Origin of the sequence: Methanobrevibacter gottschalkii DSM 11977, assembly GCF_003814835.1 — an archaeon.
Taxonomy (GTDB): domain Archaea; phylum Methanobacteriota; class Methanobacteria; order Methanobacteriales; family Methanobacteriaceae; genus Methanocatella; species Methanocatella gottschalkii.
In genome coordinates this window covers 16687-32293 of record NZ_RKRG01000003.1, presented here as the reverse complement: position 1 = coordinate 32293, position 15607 = coordinate 16687, and the positions used below count along the sequence as shown (strand labels likewise).

Sequence of the window (15607 nt, the reverse complement as noted above, 5' to 3'; positions counted from 1 at the left end):
AAATCACCTAAAGTTAACTATCCTAATTGCGTCAAGAGGACATATTGCCTCACAATTTCTACAATAAATACATTTTTCATCATCAAACTCAATAATATCATCACCTAATGTTAATGCACCAGTTGGGCAATTATTCACACAAATTGCACATGCCTGACATTTTGAATTCGAAAGTGTAAAATCCCCTAATCTTTGACCACGTAAATAAGATCTGGCATAATACAAATCAGTATCTTTACTATAGAAATAATCATCATAAGCACCTATCGCATCAAATTTACATTGTTCAACACATTTTCCGCAATAAATACAATTATCTGAAATGGAGATTGGATTTGGACCATTTAGCTCAATTGCACCAACCGGACATACATTATAACAATCTCCACAAGCAATACATTTATTATTATAAATTTCAATATTCCTATCCATTAAATAAGATCCGACAAGTTTTGTAAATTCTCCAACTTCAATATTGGAATTAAGACTAATACTCAATTCCCTCTCCATTAAATCATTTACTTTATACTCAATGAAATTTTCAAAGTTTTGGTCATTAAATTCTAAAGCTATTGATTTGCCTACTTTTTGTAAAACTTTATTTAAACTGATCAAATCAAGTGAAAGTATTTTAATATCATGATCAACAATTTCAGATACAATATCAAAAGATTTTATCTCACTGTACATCTTATAAGCTTTTTTACGTGAAGAATATTTAATAGCTCCTGATGGGCAAGAATGCATACATTCCTCACACCTTGCACAATATCCCGGATTAATATAAGGCAATTTGTTAGTTCTAGCAACATTAAGAGCTCCCATTGATGGACAAACTCTTATACAAGTCATGCAACCAATACAATTATCCTGGTTAACAACAACTGCCTTACCTCCTTTAACTGTTTTAGGAAGTAATTGACCATATTTAATCGCATCAGTCGGACACACTCTAAAACAGTATCCGCAACGCACACAAGTATCTTTATCAATTTCACTATGAGGAGGTTGTTTTCCATCTGAAACAATATGAATTGAACCTTTTTTACATGCTTGAACACAGGCCCCACATGCTTTACATAATTTTACATTAATATTTGGAACATTTTCTTTTATAGGTGAATCCATATGTACTTCAAGTGAAATAGCATCATATGGACAAGCATTACGGCACAATACACAACCAAAACAAGTACTTTTTATTTTAATAAGACCTTCTTCATTATCCAAATAGATAGCATCAATAGGACAGGATTCAAGACAAGGTTTATCTTTACAATTAGCACATTTTGTTTGATCTATTAAATACTCAACATCAACATGTCTTAATGGTCTTGGTGTTTTAGTATAACTATCAATCATAACGCTCACTCCACAATATCCTCATTTAAATTAGATGCTTTAACAGTAACATGAATATTTTCACCATCATCAAAGGCGAATTTAGCTATGAAATATTTAATAACTGAAAATGGACAGGTCTGATAACAGATACTACATCTTAAACATCTATCTTTATCCCTTACAATTGTATCATTAATTTCATCAAATGAAATACAACCAGTTGGACAATCAGGTATGCATAACTGGCATTTTTTACATTTTGATTTATCCCAATCAATAATTCTAACTTTAAGTCTGTTAACAGCATTAGTAATGATTTCAAGTGATATTTCTTCATCAGGAATTATTTTCAATGCTTCATCCCAAATGTTGGAAAGCGGCACATCATATTGTAAAAGACCATTATGATCTAATGATCTTAAATCCTCTTCTTTACTATTAATAAACTCTTCAAGATAATTTACAGTCAATAAAATTAATTCTTTCTGATCTTGTAAGTTATCAACAAAAACACCCTTCATTGCACCATTAACCGGACATACCTCTAGACATTCCCCGCAAGAAATACACTTAAGTTGATCAACTACAACATTACCATCAATAAGACTTATTGCTTCAACAGGACATTTTTTAATACACTTTTTACATTTAATGCATAAATAATCATCAACAATGAATTGTCTTTTTGACGGAATAAGATTAAATTCAGGTAAAATCAAATGATTTAAACCACATTCCAATGTTTTCGGTTCTGTTGGACATACTTCTGCACAAAAACCACAACGGATACATGCACCCGGAGTAATAACTGGATATGTTGAACCTTCACCTGTTTCATCATCTTTTTCCCTTACAATTTTAATTGCGTTTGGAGAAGGGCATGAAACAGTACATGCTCCACAACCTATACAATATTCCTTATTTACTTTAGGAAAATCTCTAAATCTTTCTGGTTTTTCTGCAATCTCAGGATTAGTTTTTGCATTAGTGAATGCATCAGCCCATGCTTTTCTTGCAAAATCAAAGATATACCACATTAGAGATGACACCTATATCACCTCATAAATATTTTTAAGTTCTGTTTTTCCATGTTCATTAGTAATAGCTACTCTTTCAGCACAAGCAACACAAGGATCACATGATGCATAAGTTGAAACCGCATCTGCAACAGTTGGAACATCCCGAATCATGTATTTTGCACATGAATCCATATTTGCAATACTTGGAGTTCTAATAGAAATATGCTTAATTAAATTACCATTAGTTTCAATCATGTATGTAACTTCACCACGGGGAGCTTCATTTTTATTCATTGCATAACCAGATTTCAAATCAGCAGGAGTACGAATCTCACCCTTAGGCATGTTTTCAATTGCTTGTCTGATCAAACTTATAGATTCTGGAATTTCATCAAATCTAGTTAATGTTCTTGCGTAGTTATCTCCCTCTTTTCTTCTAATTACCTTAAAATCAAAGTAATCATCATAAGTGTAATGGCCAATCCTATAATCTTCTTTAATATCCGAAGCTCTTCCAATAGGACCGACAGCACGTCCTTTAATAGCTTCCTTTTTACTCATGTGACCAATTCCTTTACACCTTAATGCTAAAGCAGGACCTTCGGCAAACAATGCCCTTGTAGTGTCAAAACCTTCTTCAATTTTTTTAAGGTTTTCCAATATAGGTTTGAAGTGACGTTCATCAGCATCCATCCTGACTCCACCAACAACATTCCAACCCATATTAACTCTATTTCCAGTTAATAATTCAATAGAATCCATTGCATATTCCCTTAATTCCAAAACATGCATAAATAATGTTTCATGATCCATTGATTTGAAAAATGTTGAATTAGCAAGCAAATGGCTTTGAATTCTATCTAGTTCATTTGTAATTACCCTTAAAAATTGAGCCCTTAGTGGAACATCAACATTAGAAATCTTTTCAATTGTTTCTGCAAATGTTTGAGTATGTTCATATGAACAAATACCGCATACTCTTTCAGAAAGATAAATTCCTTTCTGCCATGTTTGTCCTTCAATTATTTTTTCGATTCCTCTGTGAACATACCCATATTCAATTTCTGCTTTAACAACTCTTTCACCCTCAGTTTGAAGTTTAAGCCTTATAGGTTCTTTTAAAGCTGGATGAATAGGACCAATCGGTACAATCATTTCTCTTCCCTCCCACGATCTGCAATAGCTTGTGGACCCACAGACAGAATAGCTTCTAAAATTTCACTAGGTCTAGGTGGACATCCAGGAATAGCCGCATCAACTGGGATAAAATTAGATGCAGGTGCATGAACATGGCCTCCTTCTTGGGCAAATACATCTCCGGATTGGGGGCAATTTCCAACAGCTACTACAATTTTTGGTTCTGGAGCTTTATCATAAACTCTTTTTAGATTATGAATCCATTGTTCGGTTACAGCACCAGTTAACAATAAGACATCAGCTTCACGAGGATTATTCTGAACATAAATACCATATTGTTCCAAATCATATCTTGGAGATAATAATGCAACAACTTCCACATCACAGCCATTACATCCCCCACAATTCACAATACAGACATGAATTGAGCTTTTCCTCACAGCATCTTTAACAGCGTCTAACATGTATTCCCTCTTTTTATTTTATAAATGAATAAATAAACATCAATAATTAGTTTCTTTTTTTAATAATTCAAATAATTCCAATCTTCCTTCTTTTAAAACATCATCATAAGATCTGCCTTTTTTAACTTCTTCAACTAATCTCATTTTTAGTTTTTTACCTTCCTCTTGAGATATCACTTCTAAAGAATCGATAAACCAACATAGTCTTAAATCAGCATTGAATTTTTGATATAAACAAATATCCCTAGCTGAATCAAATGTGCCGTGTAAAGATTCAAGTGAATTCATATCCAATAAATCGAAGAATAATTCTTCCAACTCTTCATTAGTGCAATTAAATTCATTAGAAAGTGGAATTATAATATCTCTTTGCCAAGCATAACTTTTAATTATTCTTTCTTGCATTACTTTTAATTTAGCATTTTCATCCATTTAAATCACAACATCCCACACTTCAATAATAAATATGCAACAATTGCAACTATTAAACCAACAGCAGTTTCTCTCCTACCATATCCTGGTCTTCCCCCCATCACAAAACCTGCCAAGAGGAAACCAATAGCTGATAAAATTATGTTACCTGATAAGAAACCCAAACACCAACCTGCAACTGAAACAACAGCCAATAATACATTAAACTCAGTGTCTACAACATAAGGTTCACCATGTAATTTGTAACTGTAAAGTAAACCAAGAATGGAACCTACAGCAAATACAAGAATATAAATCATATAATCTAACATAATATCTCCTACATTGGTCTATAAAGCAATATAAATGAACAAATAATTGCAATTAATGTTATTACAAAACATATCTTTTCAATACTTTCTATCTTATGTGAAAAATTACTTCGAGTGCACAATACAAAAATGCTTAAAATAATTCCAATAATTACTATCGGAGCAATAACCGATGAATGGAATACGGTTGTTAACAAACCTACAACAACTATACCAATAGCAACTAATGCTGTGAAATAAACTATTACATCCTCACTATTCATAACACCACCCCACCAAATAACATGATTATTGTTCCAAAGAAGCAGATTGCACCAATAGTGATTTGAGTCATAACTGAATGATTTGGAGAGAGTATTGGAGTTGTAGCATTAATAAATCCTGTAATAAATGTAATTACAATCATTCCAATCACATATCCAACAGCATTTAGAGGACCGAAGAATATAGTTAAGAATACCCACAACATCACATACCATGCAATAGATTCTGAAAATAACATGAATCCCCTTAAAAATCCAAAATGTTCTGTTTCAAAACCTGAAATTAATGCTTTATCTTTTGTTATTGCAAATGGAGAATATGGTGATTTTGTAATAATCAGCATAAAGAACATTAAAGCTGCAAGTGGAATAGTAAATACTAAAGGACCATTAACAGACTGATAAGTAATAATTTCCCCAATGTTCATTGAACCGGTTACCAAATAAACAAATATAATTGCTGCAAACAATGGAAGTTCAGTTGCTGCAGACAATACTGCCCTTACACAACTTAATTTACCATATGGTGAACCTGAACTTGATCCGGAGTTATGTTCAACAATTTTGTAAACAGCATACACACCAAATAGGATTAATAAAGAATCATGAGCTACAGGACCTGCAATAACACCAACAATCCATATTAAAGCCAATATAAATACAATACCTATGTAAAATAATTTTGAAACAGTTTTTGGGAATGCAGTTTCTTTAAAGAAAAATTTCAAAGAGTGCAACAAATGTTGAACTATAGGTGGTCCTGGACGCTTTTGAACACGGGCCATGATTTTCCTATGCAGACCAAGAAGCAAACTTCCTGCAATGAATGCAATAATAACTTGAATTAAAATATCTGCCATTAAATTCATAATATCACACTAATATCCAGTAAATGGTTCTTTCACCCTTTCTTCTGCATCTTCAGGTCTTGGTTTAGCCATAGTGAGCAAACCTAAAGATAATACCCATACCGGTATACCAAAGATAGCTATAGTATAAACAATCCATGCCTCGAAGTTTACAACTAAACAAGCTATAATAGCTATTGTTGATAATACCAATAAAATAATACATAAACTTTTTTGACTATCCATACTATCACTTACCATAATACCAATAATAAAATTTCGACTGCCCTTACAATTATAAATAATGAACTTAAATGAATAATAACAATAAATGGAGATCCAGCAGTCCTAAACATCTCTGCTTTACTTGCAAAGAACGGAGCTACTCCACTTTCACCTAAAATACCCAGTAACATCAATGTTGCACCAAAGACAACCATCGGACTTACAGGCATCTGAGATAACACTGCAAGGGACAAAGTTCCAGTTGATGCAAGAATGATTGATGCACCACCAAACAATGGTAAACTACACATCATAGCGATTAAACCATAATTAAATGCGGAGTTCAATACACTAGTTTGTCTTACAGCTGACACTATACCAATATTCAACATTCCAACCAATGCCATGAATAATGTGAAGTTAAATAAATCCCCCGTAATCATTGCACCTGCAGATGCAATACCGCAAAGTACAGATAAAAATCTTCTTTGCTTGAATTCTTTTTCTCCAACTTTAACTTCCGTATTACTTAAATAGTGCATTGTAGCTTCAATCTGAGTTTCAGGTTTACTTAATCCTATCATTACTGTGAATCCAAGTAAGACTGCAAATAAGAACAAATTAAACGGAGTCAAATATAATACAATATCTCCAAGGGGAATTGTTCCAAGTAAATTTCCACCGAGTGTAACAAAATCCATACTTATCACTTACTCCTTGTCTATGTCCTCTCTCATAAGTAGTCCAATTAAACCAACTTTTGAAGCTACTTTTAATAATAATCCGCATGCTGCTAAGAATAAACTTAATAACCAATATTGTGGAGTTACAAAGAAAAATAAAAATCCGATTATCCATAAACACCATGCAATACCTGAGACTCCAGCAATACCATCCAAGACAAGTACTGGAAGTCCTCTTGCCTTTTTAGACAATGCATATAATACAATTCCTCCACCAGCTACTGCCCCTCCAGTAAAACCGGTTAAAAATATACCATAAGCAATCAATACTAATGCAATGAAATTAGGTGCTGTATTCAATATCTCCATATTTAATGCAAATAGTTGCGGGAATAGGGAAGATGAATTAGATAAGTTTTTTCTCGGATTATTCTCAATTATGCGCATTTCTCTTGTAATCAAAATTTCTGAAATCGCTAAGGTTTCTGCAAGTTCCACTACTAAACCCGGCAAGATCAGTGCTTCTGCAAGGTCAGTTCCAACAGCAGATACAATAAATATCATAGCAAGACCTACAATATCAGTTAAGATAAGAATATGAATTTCCTCTCTTTTTAATGCTATTGCCATTGATCCAATAAAACCAACAATTAAACCTGCATAAATTGCAGGCAAATACATATTTAAGAATGCAGCGGGAACGAACTGTGGTATAAATACCATTAATTATCCCTCCTTAACTGTTTTGCTCTGGCTTTAGCATCGCTAACACTAATTTCATTAGCTACTTTTGTTGAATCTTTAATAGCTTTTTTAACATCTTTTTTGATTTCAGATTCATCATTTTTTCTATTCATTGTATAATTAATAGACAACCATGAAGCAATAATGAATGACATCATCAAGATTGAAGATTCCAAGATAGTATCAAAACCTCTTGTATAATATAATATTTCATCTATGAGCCCACCAGGAGATGAATAAATTGATGTTCCAAAGTATGGGGAAATTGAAGATACCCATTGTGATATTGGAGACATATAAGCTGTTATCATTCCCAGTTCTCTGGAATTATCTGGATATTGGGGATTAATCTGTCCAGGTTGAGTTAATACTTCTCCACCCCTATCATAAGGTGCAATAGATAGACCATCACCAATTTGCTCTTGTGGAGCAGGTCTTACATATAACTGATCAGGATTTAAAGCCATTGGGACAATAAGCCCTAAAATTAAAATTATTCCTAAACTAAATGCAAACAAACGTGGAATATTTTTAGGCTCAGCAAGTTTATTCCATAAAACTCCAATTCTCATATGTTTGCCCCCATCTCTTCCAAACGAATAATAGCTCTAAATAAAATTAGACTAATAATAACAGTTGTTGCAAGTAATGTCAATAATGCCAAAACATGGTTGTAACATAATAACACCAGACAGACCCCAATTGAAGCTACTTCAGTATTGAATGTTCTTATAATCGGATCTTTAACACCAGGACCCCATGCAGTAGCAATACTTCCTACAATTGCAAGGAAAATTCCAAAGTAAAAGAATAATGGAACACTAATCATCTGTACCACCACTTATAATTTTCTTTTTTCTAACCTCATTTATTTTAACAATAGCTAAAATGAATACTAAAGTAGACAATGGATCTGCTAATGCTGCAAACATTGCAACATCCAAATATTTAAATAAAACAATTACCAATACAAAACCCGCATCCAGCACTGAAAACATTATGACTTTGTCCAATGGTTTTTTCATGAATATGATGCCAAATGCACCGATAATCATTAAAGCAATTGCAATAATTGATACGAAAAACTCCATTTTTATCCTACTCCAAAAGAATTTCGTCATCTAACCTTTTTAAGGTATAAGCAATCGCATTAGCACTAATTGTAGAACATATAAAGAATGCTGCAGCAACAATGAGAGCAAATGGAGTATTAATTACAAAAGCTACAATAGCTGATACCCCAAATCCTATGACATTTAAGTACAATAGCCGTTCTGCCCTATTTCTTGTTACTAAAGCCCTTAATGCTACGAATATGACTATGACACCAATAATTTCTCCATACATATCTAATCACTCTCTAGCATGCCTATTGAATTTTTTTGCAACTTTACCTAATATGACTGAAGCTTTGGTCTGACTTATGCCCATAACAGTCAATATTGCAATAACCATCCCCACAATGAACATTTCTGGAGTCATACCTAAAAATGAACATATGAATATAATGCAAGTTGCTGTTAGGCTTCCACAGGTCCCTGCATACCCAGGATCTGCACATAATCTATTTCCAATAAATACAAAAAATGCAGCAATTATTCCACCGGGAATTCCTAAAACTAAATATCCAATAGAAGCTAATAATGTGCCAGCAGATGCATCCGGAGAACATGTAATGTTTCCTTGGAAAAATCCACCAGCAATGTCTCCCCCTCTTTTTTCGACATCTTGACCAATTATCCCAGCCCCTCTAACACCAGGTTGCTCGGGAAGTCCAAAATATGTATCTACAATAACAAAATTCAACCAGCATAGAACTGCGGCAATTATTATTCCAATTACCTCATTCATTAATTTCATCCCCTTCATCTTCATTTAGAGGTTTTGGAAATACAAAATTAAATAAATATTTCACAAATAATGCAGATAAAATACCAATTATAATAGCTAAAACTAAACCATTATATATAAAAGTATAATTCAATACTAAAAATATTGAAAAAATACCAATGGCAATAATTGGAGTTGGATATACCGCACAAACATCAAAAGAATACCTATATGGTTTGCTTGGCAATAATGGAACTTTTAAAACAAAAGCCATAATAATTGAGATAACAATAGCCACAACATAAGCTAAAATGATATCAATCGGACTAACTGCTATATTAGCAAGCCCAAAAATGTTGCCATAAGAAGCAAAAAATAGGGTACTATCTATTAAATTAAACATATTATTAAGACTCCTCTTAAATAATAGATATGCCTATAAAAACTATATAAATATTGTTACTTAAAAATATAATTTAAATTAATTTTTAGCACTTAAATCAAAAAATAAAGCAATTTTAGTGGTTATTGACATGATTTTAGAATGTCAATAATTTTATAAGAAAACGATTAAAAAAAATAATATCAGTGGAATCCGCATCCACTACAAGTTTCACATTTTTCCTCTTCCATCGGATCATAAGTTTTATCTTCCTGAAGAGTAGCTGAAATGAAATATTGATCAAATTCATCTTTATTTTTTAAAACAGGTGAAATACCTTTAAAATCACATTTGATATCTCCAGTTCCACCAATATCAACTAAAATGGGTTCACCTAATTTAAATCTTTTAAAATATGCTTCAACTTCATCTTTTAAATCACCAGGAACTCTGAAATTGAAAGACAAAATATTATTTTCCTTCATCTTTAAACCAACATATTTCTGGTCTATCTCATAATTCAAACCTAATTGTTTTTTGAAAAGTACTTTAGTACCAATCTCATTAGTTGACATATTAATAATCTCCTTTCATTAATAAATTAAACTTATTCTTTTAAAGTATTTAAATACTTATGTAAAAAGTAATATTTTTTCAACATAAATAAAAAATTTTGTTCAATAAAAATTATAATGAATTATCATGATTTTGAAAAACCTTTATATAATGATAAATTCAAACTTTCTATATGTTATACTATTAACATAATTATTAAAATCAATTATAAAAAACAGGTGTTTATTTTGAATGAATACAACAAAGATATTGGAAACAGAATTAGAGAATTAAGAGAATTGTCAGATATTACCATTAGTGAAATTGCATCTGACTTAAACATTAAAGAAGAAACATACATTCAATATGAAAATGGAGAAGTAGACATCCCAGCAAGCTTCTTGTATGAACTTGCACATATTTTTAAAGTTGATTTAGGATTATTATTAACCGGTGAAGAAAGCAGAATGAGCATTTTTGACGTGACCCGTGCAAATAAAGGTGTTGCAGTAGATAGAAGAAAAGAATATTTGCATGAAAACTTATGTTCAAAATTCATCCATAAAAAAGCAGAAACATTCCTTGTTGTTGTGGATCCTGAAAAAAACCCTGTTCCTTCACTCAATTCACACCCCGGACAAGAATTCAACTATGTCCTTGAAGGTTCTTTAAAAATATACATCCACAATAATGAAATAATACTTAATGAAGGAGACTCAATATTCTTTGACTCCGCCCACAGACATGCTATGGTAGCACTTAACGATAAACCAGCTAAATTCTTAGCAGTAATCATATAATTATTCACTAAGAGGTTATTTTAATGACATCATTAATAGGAAATTTCGTAGAAAGAGTTGATTTTAACTCTTATGAAGACTTTATGAAAAATTTCAAGCTCAAATATGAACCCGACTACAACTTTGGATTTGATGTAGTCGACAAATATGCAGAAATAGATCCGGATAAAGTTGCTTTAATCTGGACTAACGACAATGACGAAAACCACACTTTCACATTCAAGGATATGAAAGAGTACTCTAACAAAACTGTTAACTTACTTAGAAAATTAGGAATTAAGAAAGGCGATAAAGTAATGCTCACTTTAAAAAACAGATACGAATGGTGGTTCTGTATGGTTGCATTACATAAAATTGGTGCAATTGTAATTCCTGCAACTCACATGTTAAAACTTCACGATATCGATTTCAGATTAAAACAAGCAGAAGTGAAAGCAGTTATCAGTGTTGAAGAAGATTCGTTGCTTCCTGATTTTGAAGAAGCTGAAAAAGGATTAGATTGGGATTTAATAAAACTTGTAATTGAAACCGATAGAGATGGATGGATTAACTTCAATGAAGCGATTGAAAAAGAAAGTTCCGTTTATGAAAGACCAACTGGTGATGAAAACCCAATGGCTGATGAGGTATTCTTAATTTACTTTACTTCAGGAACAAGTGGAAACCCAAAAATGGTTTCACATGCACACACTTATGGTTTAGGCCACATTCCAACTGCTAAATACTGGCATAATGTAATAGAAGATGGTGTTCATCACAGTGCAGCAGATACTGGATGGGGAAAAGCTGTATGGGGAAACCTTTACGGCCAATGGATTGCCGGAACTTCAGTATTTATTTATGATTACGAAAGATTTAACGGAATCAAATTACTTGAAAAAATTATTGAACATAAAGTGAACACTTTCTGTGCACCCCCAACCGTTTACAGATTCTTAATTAAAGAAAATATTGAAGGATACGACTTTTCTAATTTAACTTATGTAACAACTGCAGGAGAACCACTTCCACCAGAAGTGTCTGAAAAATTCTATGAAATTTCAGGTTTAAGAATTAAAGAAGGATTTGGACAAACTGAAACAACTTTATCTATTGCAACATTCATTTGGTTAGATGCAAAAGTTGGATGCTTAGGTAAACCTTCTCCACTTTACAATTTAAAATTATTAGATGAAAGCAATAACGAAGTTGACATTGGTGAGAAAGGAGAACTCTGTTTCGACATATCCAATGGACCAACTCCAGGACTGTTCAAAGAATATTATAAAGACCCTGTAAAACAAGCGGAACAGTGTCATGACGGTTTTTACTACTGTGGAGATACTGCATGGGTAGATGAAGATGGATATGTTCACTTCGTTGGAAGAAACGATGACATCATTAAATCTTCAGGTTACCGTATTGGACCATTCGAAGTAGAAAGTGCAGTTTTATCCCATGAAGCAGTATTGCATTGTGCAATTACTGCATATCCTGATGAAGTAAGAGGTCAAATTGTAAAAGCAAGCATTGTTTTACAACCAGGATATGAACCATCAAATAAACTTACAAAAGACATTCAAAATCATGTTAAAAATGTTACAGCTCCATATAAATACCCAAGAATGGTTGAATATGTAGATGATATACCAGAAACCATAAGCGGTAAAACTAGAAGAGTTGAAATCAGAGAAAACGATCAGAAAAAATTTAATTAGATGATATAATGATTGAAGAAGAGATATCTTACCCAGTTATTAATAAAGAGATTTGCAAAGGCTGTATGAGATGTATAGTCGGATGTCCTCAAAATGCAATACTACTCAGTGAAGACATGAATAACGCAGGATATCAATTTGCTTATTATAGTGGAAATGGTTGTACTGGATGTAAAGACTGTTACTTTACTTGTCCGGAGCCATTAGGATTAGAAGTACATCAAATAAAAAATATTACTAATAATTCAATTGCAAAAATGATTAAAGCTAAAGTGGCTAGCAAAGGGGGAATTAAATGAGCAATCAAATGGTAAAAGGAAATACCGCAGTTATTATTGGTGCAATGTATGCAGGTTGTGATTGTTTCTTTGGATATCCAATTACACCTGCAAGTGAAATTTTACATGAAGCATCCAAATACTTCCCAATGGTTGGAAGAAATTTTGTTCAAGCTGAAAGTGAAGAAGCATCTATTAACATGGTTTATGGTGCATCTGGAACCGGTCATAGAGTTATGACTGCTTCATCAGGACCCGGTATCAGTTTAATGCAAGAAGGATTTACCTACCTTGCTGGTGCAGAATTACCTGCAGTTATCGTTGATATTATGAGAGCAGGACCTGGACTTGGAAACATTGGACCTGAACAAGGAGATTACAATCAAATTGTTAAAGGCGGAGGACATGGAAACTATAGAAATATAGTCTTAGCACCAAACAGTGTTCAGGAAATGTGTGACTTAACCATGAAAGCATTTGAACTTGCCGATAAATGGAGAAACCCTGTTGTTGTTTTAGCCGATGGTACTTTAGGCCAGATGGCAGAACCGTTAGAATTTCCAGCTGAAGCTGTTAAACCTGAAATTGATGAATCTTGGGCAGTTAGGGGAACTGAAAACACAATGGGAAATCTTATTACCTCAATTTTCAATGACTTTGATGAATTAGAAGACTTCAACTACAAACTTCAAGAAAAATATGCGAAAATTGATGCTGAAGAAGTTATTGTTGATGAATATCAAGTTGAAGATGCAGATATTGTTTTGGTATCATATGGCATTAGCAGTAGAATCGCAAGATCTGCTGTTGACAAAAGCCGTGAAAGTGGTATAAAAGTTGGACTTTTAAGACCTATCACCTTATCTCCTTTTCCAACTGAAAGAATTAAAGAATTAGCTGATAAAGGTGTTGAATTTATTTCTGTTGAAATGAGTAATGGTCAATTACTAGCTGACGTGCAATTTGCAGCTCTTAGAAGAGAAAAAACTCACCTTGTAAACAGAATGGGTGGAAACCTAATTGAATTAAAACAAATTCTTGCTAAAATCTATGAAATAGCCGGATTTGAAGATCATGATTTAGATTTATCTAAAAGAAGCGCTGAAAAGGCTAGTCCAAATATTATTGACTGAGGATGTGGAAAAAATGAGTGATAAAGAAATTGGTAAAGATTATGAATTAAAAGTACGTAGAAATCCACAATCCCTTTTAGAAGAATATCCAAGAAAAGGAAACAACATCCAATCAACTCACTATTGTGCTGGTTGTGGACACGGAATTATACATAAATTAATCGCAGAATGTATGGATGAACTTGGAATACAAGATCGATGCGTTATGATTTCTCCTGTCGGATGTTCAGTATACGCATACTTCTATTTTAACTGTGGAAACTTTCAAACTGCTCATGGAAGAGCACCTGCAGTAGCTACTGGTATTTCAAGAGCAGAAGATAACTCAATTGTTATGAGCTACCAAGGAGATGGAGACCTCGCATCCATCGGTTTAAATGAAACCTTGCAAGCGGCTAACAGAGGGGAAAAAATTGCAGTATTCTTTGTAAACAATACTGTATACGGAATGACCGGTGGACAAATGGCTCCAACAACATTAGTTGGAGAAAAAACTGTCACTTGCCAAACCGGAAGAGATCCTAATTATACAGGACACCCTACCCATATGTGTGAGCTAATTAACACTTTAAAAGCTCCAGTATACATTGAAAGAGTTTCTCTTGCAAATCCATTGAAAATCAGACTTGCAAAATATGCCATTAAGCAAGCATTAACTGTTCAAAAAGAAGGGAAAGGATATTCATTTGTTGAAATCTTATCCCCCTGTCCTACTAACTTAAAACAAGATGTGAAAAGTGCTCAAAAATTTATTGAGGAACAAATGGAAAAAGAGTTCCCCGTTAAAAATTTCAGAAATGATTTATACAAAAGAGAATCTATCCAAAGACCAGTTAGTGATTTTTCCACTGAAACATTAGACAAAGTATTCAATGTAAATAGAGATGGAAACTCCGGTTATGTTGATGATGCAAGCATCAGTTCAACCAGTATTAAAGTATCCGGATTTGGCGGTCAAGGAGTATTAAGTGCAGGGCTTACTATTGCTCATGCTGCTTGTGATGAAGGAAAACATGTTTCATGGTATCCTAGTTATGGACCAGAACAAAGAGGAGGAAAATCCAATTGTTCAGTTGTAATTTCAAATGAAACCATTGGGACTCCCGTTGTTGATGAAATGGATATTCTTATTGCATTAAATAAACCTTCCCTAGAACAATTCTCACAAGATGTAAAAACTGGAGGAACAATACTTTACGATTCAAAAATTGGTGAATTTGAAACTGATAGAGATGTCAATGTAATTGCAATGCCTTGTGTGGACATTGCAGAAGAACATGGAAATGCAAGAACTGCAAATACCGCATTACTCGGTGGATTGACTGAATTAACTGATGCTTTAAAACGTGAATCTTATGAAAATGCTATTCGTGATATGTTTGCTTCAAAACCAAAAGTAATTGATGTGAACATTGATGTTTTAAAAGCAGGAGCAGAATGGTTGAAAAACAATTCATAGTGT

23 protein-coding genes are annotated in these 15607 nt (G+C 33.0%); 5 read left to right on the top strand and 18 right to left on the bottom strand.

Going from position 1 to position 15607, the window contains the following annotated elements; translation table 11 throughout:
- Positions 1–3: 3 nt before the first annotated feature.
- From EDC42_RS06965 to EDC42_RS06880, 18 genes are all read right to left on the bottom strand, one after another.
- Positions 4–1371, bottom strand: a complete 1368-nt coding sequence (locus EDC42_RS06965) for a 4Fe-4S binding protein (RefSeq protein WP_069573931.1) — start codon at positions 1369–1371, stop codon at positions 4–6.
- On the bottom strand, positions 1368–2393 hold the full coding sequence (locus tag EDC42_RS06960; protein WP_069573937.1) for a 4Fe-4S binding protein: 1026 nt from the start codon (positions 2391–2393) through the stop codon (positions 1368–1370). Before EDC42_RS06960 ends, EDC42_RS06965 begins: the two co-directional genes overlap by 4 nt.
- Positions 2394–3518 (bottom strand): hydrogenase large subunit, encoded by a 1125-nt coding sequence (locus EDC42_RS06955; protein WP_069573941.1) that lies wholly within the window; start codon positions 3516–3518, stop codon positions 2394–2396. It abuts the gene before it with no gap.
- The gene (locus tag EDC42_RS06950; RefSeq protein WP_069573946.1) at positions 3515–3964 is read right to left on the bottom strand and encodes an NADH-quinone oxidoreductase subunit B family protein; all 450 of its coding nucleotides are present in this window, start codon (positions 3962–3964) and stop codon (positions 3515–3517) included. Before EDC42_RS06950 ends, EDC42_RS06955 begins: the two co-directional genes overlap by 4 nt.
- 39 nt (positions 3965–4003) lie before the next feature.
- Positions 4004–4396, bottom strand: a complete 393-nt coding sequence (locus EDC42_RS06945) for a DUF1959 family protein (protein ID WP_069573951.1) — start codon at positions 4394–4396, stop codon at positions 4004–4006.
- Positions 4397–4401: 5 nt separating this feature from the next.
- Positions 4402–4707, bottom strand: a complete 306-nt coding sequence (locus tag EDC42_RS06940) for an energy-converting hydrogenase subunit EhaL family protein (protein ID WP_069573956.1) — start codon at positions 4705–4707, stop codon at positions 4402–4404.
- Between the two features lie 8 nt (positions 4708–4715).
- The gene (locus EDC42_RS06935; RefSeq protein ID WP_069573960.1) at positions 4716–4970 is read right to left on the bottom strand and encodes a hypothetical protein; all 255 of its coding nucleotides are present in this window, start codon (positions 4968–4970) and stop codon (positions 4716–4718) included.
- Positions 4967–5839 carry a respiratory chain complex I subunit 1 family protein gene (locus EDC42_RS06930; RefSeq protein ID WP_069573966.1) on the bottom strand — a complete coding sequence of 291 codons (873 nt, stop codon included), beginning with the start codon at positions 5837–5839 and terminating at the stop codon, positions 4967–4969. The genes EDC42_RS06935 and EDC42_RS06930 overlap by 4 nt, the downstream gene beginning before the upstream one ends.
- A gap of 9 nt (positions 5840–5848) precedes the next feature.
- A complete protein-coding gene (locus EDC42_RS06925) occupies positions 5849–6064 on the bottom strand; it encodes a DUF788 domain-containing protein (protein WP_069573970.1) in 216 nt (71 codons plus the stop codon).
- Positions 6065–6072: 8 nt separating this feature from the next.
- Positions 6073–6744 carry a hypothetical protein gene (locus EDC42_RS06920; protein WP_069573973.1) on the bottom strand — a complete coding sequence of 224 codons (672 nt, stop codon included), beginning with the start codon at positions 6742–6744 and terminating at the stop codon, positions 6073–6075.
- Between the two features lie 9 nt (positions 6745–6753).
- A complete protein-coding gene (locus EDC42_RS06915) occupies positions 6754–7449 on the bottom strand; it encodes an EhaG family protein (RefSeq protein ID WP_069573978.1) in 696 nt (231 codons plus the stop codon).
- A complete protein-coding gene (locus tag EDC42_RS06910; protein ID WP_069573983.1) occupies positions 7449–8042 on the bottom strand; it encodes an EhaF family protein in 594 nt (197 codons plus the stop codon). The genes EDC42_RS06915 and EDC42_RS06910 overlap by 1 nt, the downstream gene beginning before the upstream one ends.
- The gene (locus EDC42_RS06905) at positions 8039–8299 is read right to left on the bottom strand and encodes a DUF2107 family protein (protein WP_069573987.1); all 261 of its coding nucleotides are present in this window, start codon (positions 8297–8299) and stop codon (positions 8039–8041) included. Before EDC42_RS06905 ends, EDC42_RS06910 begins: the two co-directional genes overlap by 4 nt.
- Positions 8292–8561 (bottom strand): EhaD family protein, encoded by a 270-nt coding sequence (locus EDC42_RS06900; RefSeq protein WP_069573992.1) that lies wholly within the window; start codon positions 8559–8561, stop codon positions 8292–8294. Before EDC42_RS06900 ends, EDC42_RS06905 begins: the two co-directional genes overlap by 8 nt.
- 7 nt (positions 8562–8568) lie before the next feature.
- Entirely contained in the window at positions 8569–8817 is a 249-nt protein-coding gene (locus EDC42_RS06895; RefSeq protein WP_069573996.1) for a DUF2109 domain-containing protein, read from the bottom strand.
- Positions 8818–8823: 6 nt separating this feature from the next.
- Positions 8824–9321, bottom strand: coding sequence for a hypothetical protein (locus EDC42_RS06890; protein ID WP_069573999.1), 498 nt, complete (start codon positions 9319–9321; stop codon positions 8824–8826).
- On the bottom strand, positions 9314–9703 hold the full coding sequence (gene ehaA, locus EDC42_RS06885) for an energy-converting NiFe hydrogenase A subunit EhaA (protein ID WP_069574005.1): 390 nt from the start codon (positions 9701–9703) through the stop codon (positions 9314–9316). The genes EDC42_RS06890 and ehaA overlap by 8 nt, the downstream gene beginning before the upstream one ends.
- A gap of 182 nt (positions 9704–9885) precedes the next feature.
- Positions 9886–10257: a hypothetical protein gene (locus EDC42_RS06880; protein ID WP_069574007.1), complete on the bottom strand. Its 372-nt coding sequence runs from the start codon at positions 10255–10257 to the stop codon at positions 9886–9888.
- 219 nt (positions 10258–10476) lie between these two features.
- Between EDC42_RS06880 and EDC42_RS06875 the strand changes: the two genes are divergently transcribed.
- From EDC42_RS06875 to EDC42_RS06855, 5 genes are read left to right on the top strand one after another with little or no spacing between them, the layout of a single operon-like run.
- Entirely contained in the window at positions 10477–11037 is a 561-nt protein-coding gene (locus tag EDC42_RS06875; RefSeq protein WP_083234831.1) for a helix-turn-helix domain-containing protein, read from the top strand.
- A 23-nt stretch (positions 11038–11060) separates the two neighbouring features.
- Positions 11061–12734, top strand: coding sequence for an AMP-binding protein (locus EDC42_RS06870; protein WP_069574013.1), 1674 nt, complete (start codon positions 11061–11063; stop codon positions 12732–12734).
- A gap of 8 nt (positions 12735–12742) precedes the next feature.
- Entirely contained in the window at positions 12743–13033 is a 291-nt protein-coding gene (locus EDC42_RS06865; protein ID WP_069574019.1) for a 4Fe-4S dicluster domain-containing protein, read from the top strand.
- The gene (locus EDC42_RS06860) at positions 13030–14145 is read left to right on the top strand and encodes a 3-methyl-2-oxobutanoate dehydrogenase subunit VorB (RefSeq protein ID WP_069574024.1); all 1116 of its coding nucleotides are present in this window, start codon (positions 13030–13032) and stop codon (positions 14143–14145) included. Before EDC42_RS06865 ends, EDC42_RS06860 begins: the two co-directional genes overlap by 4 nt.
- Before the next feature lie 13 nt (positions 14146–14158).
- On the top strand, positions 14159–15604 hold the full coding sequence (locus tag EDC42_RS06855) for a 2-oxoacid:acceptor oxidoreductase family protein (protein ID WP_069574030.1): 1446 nt from the start codon (positions 14159–14161) through the stop codon (positions 15602–15604).
- The last annotated feature ends 3 nt before the right edge of the window (positions 15605–15607 follow it).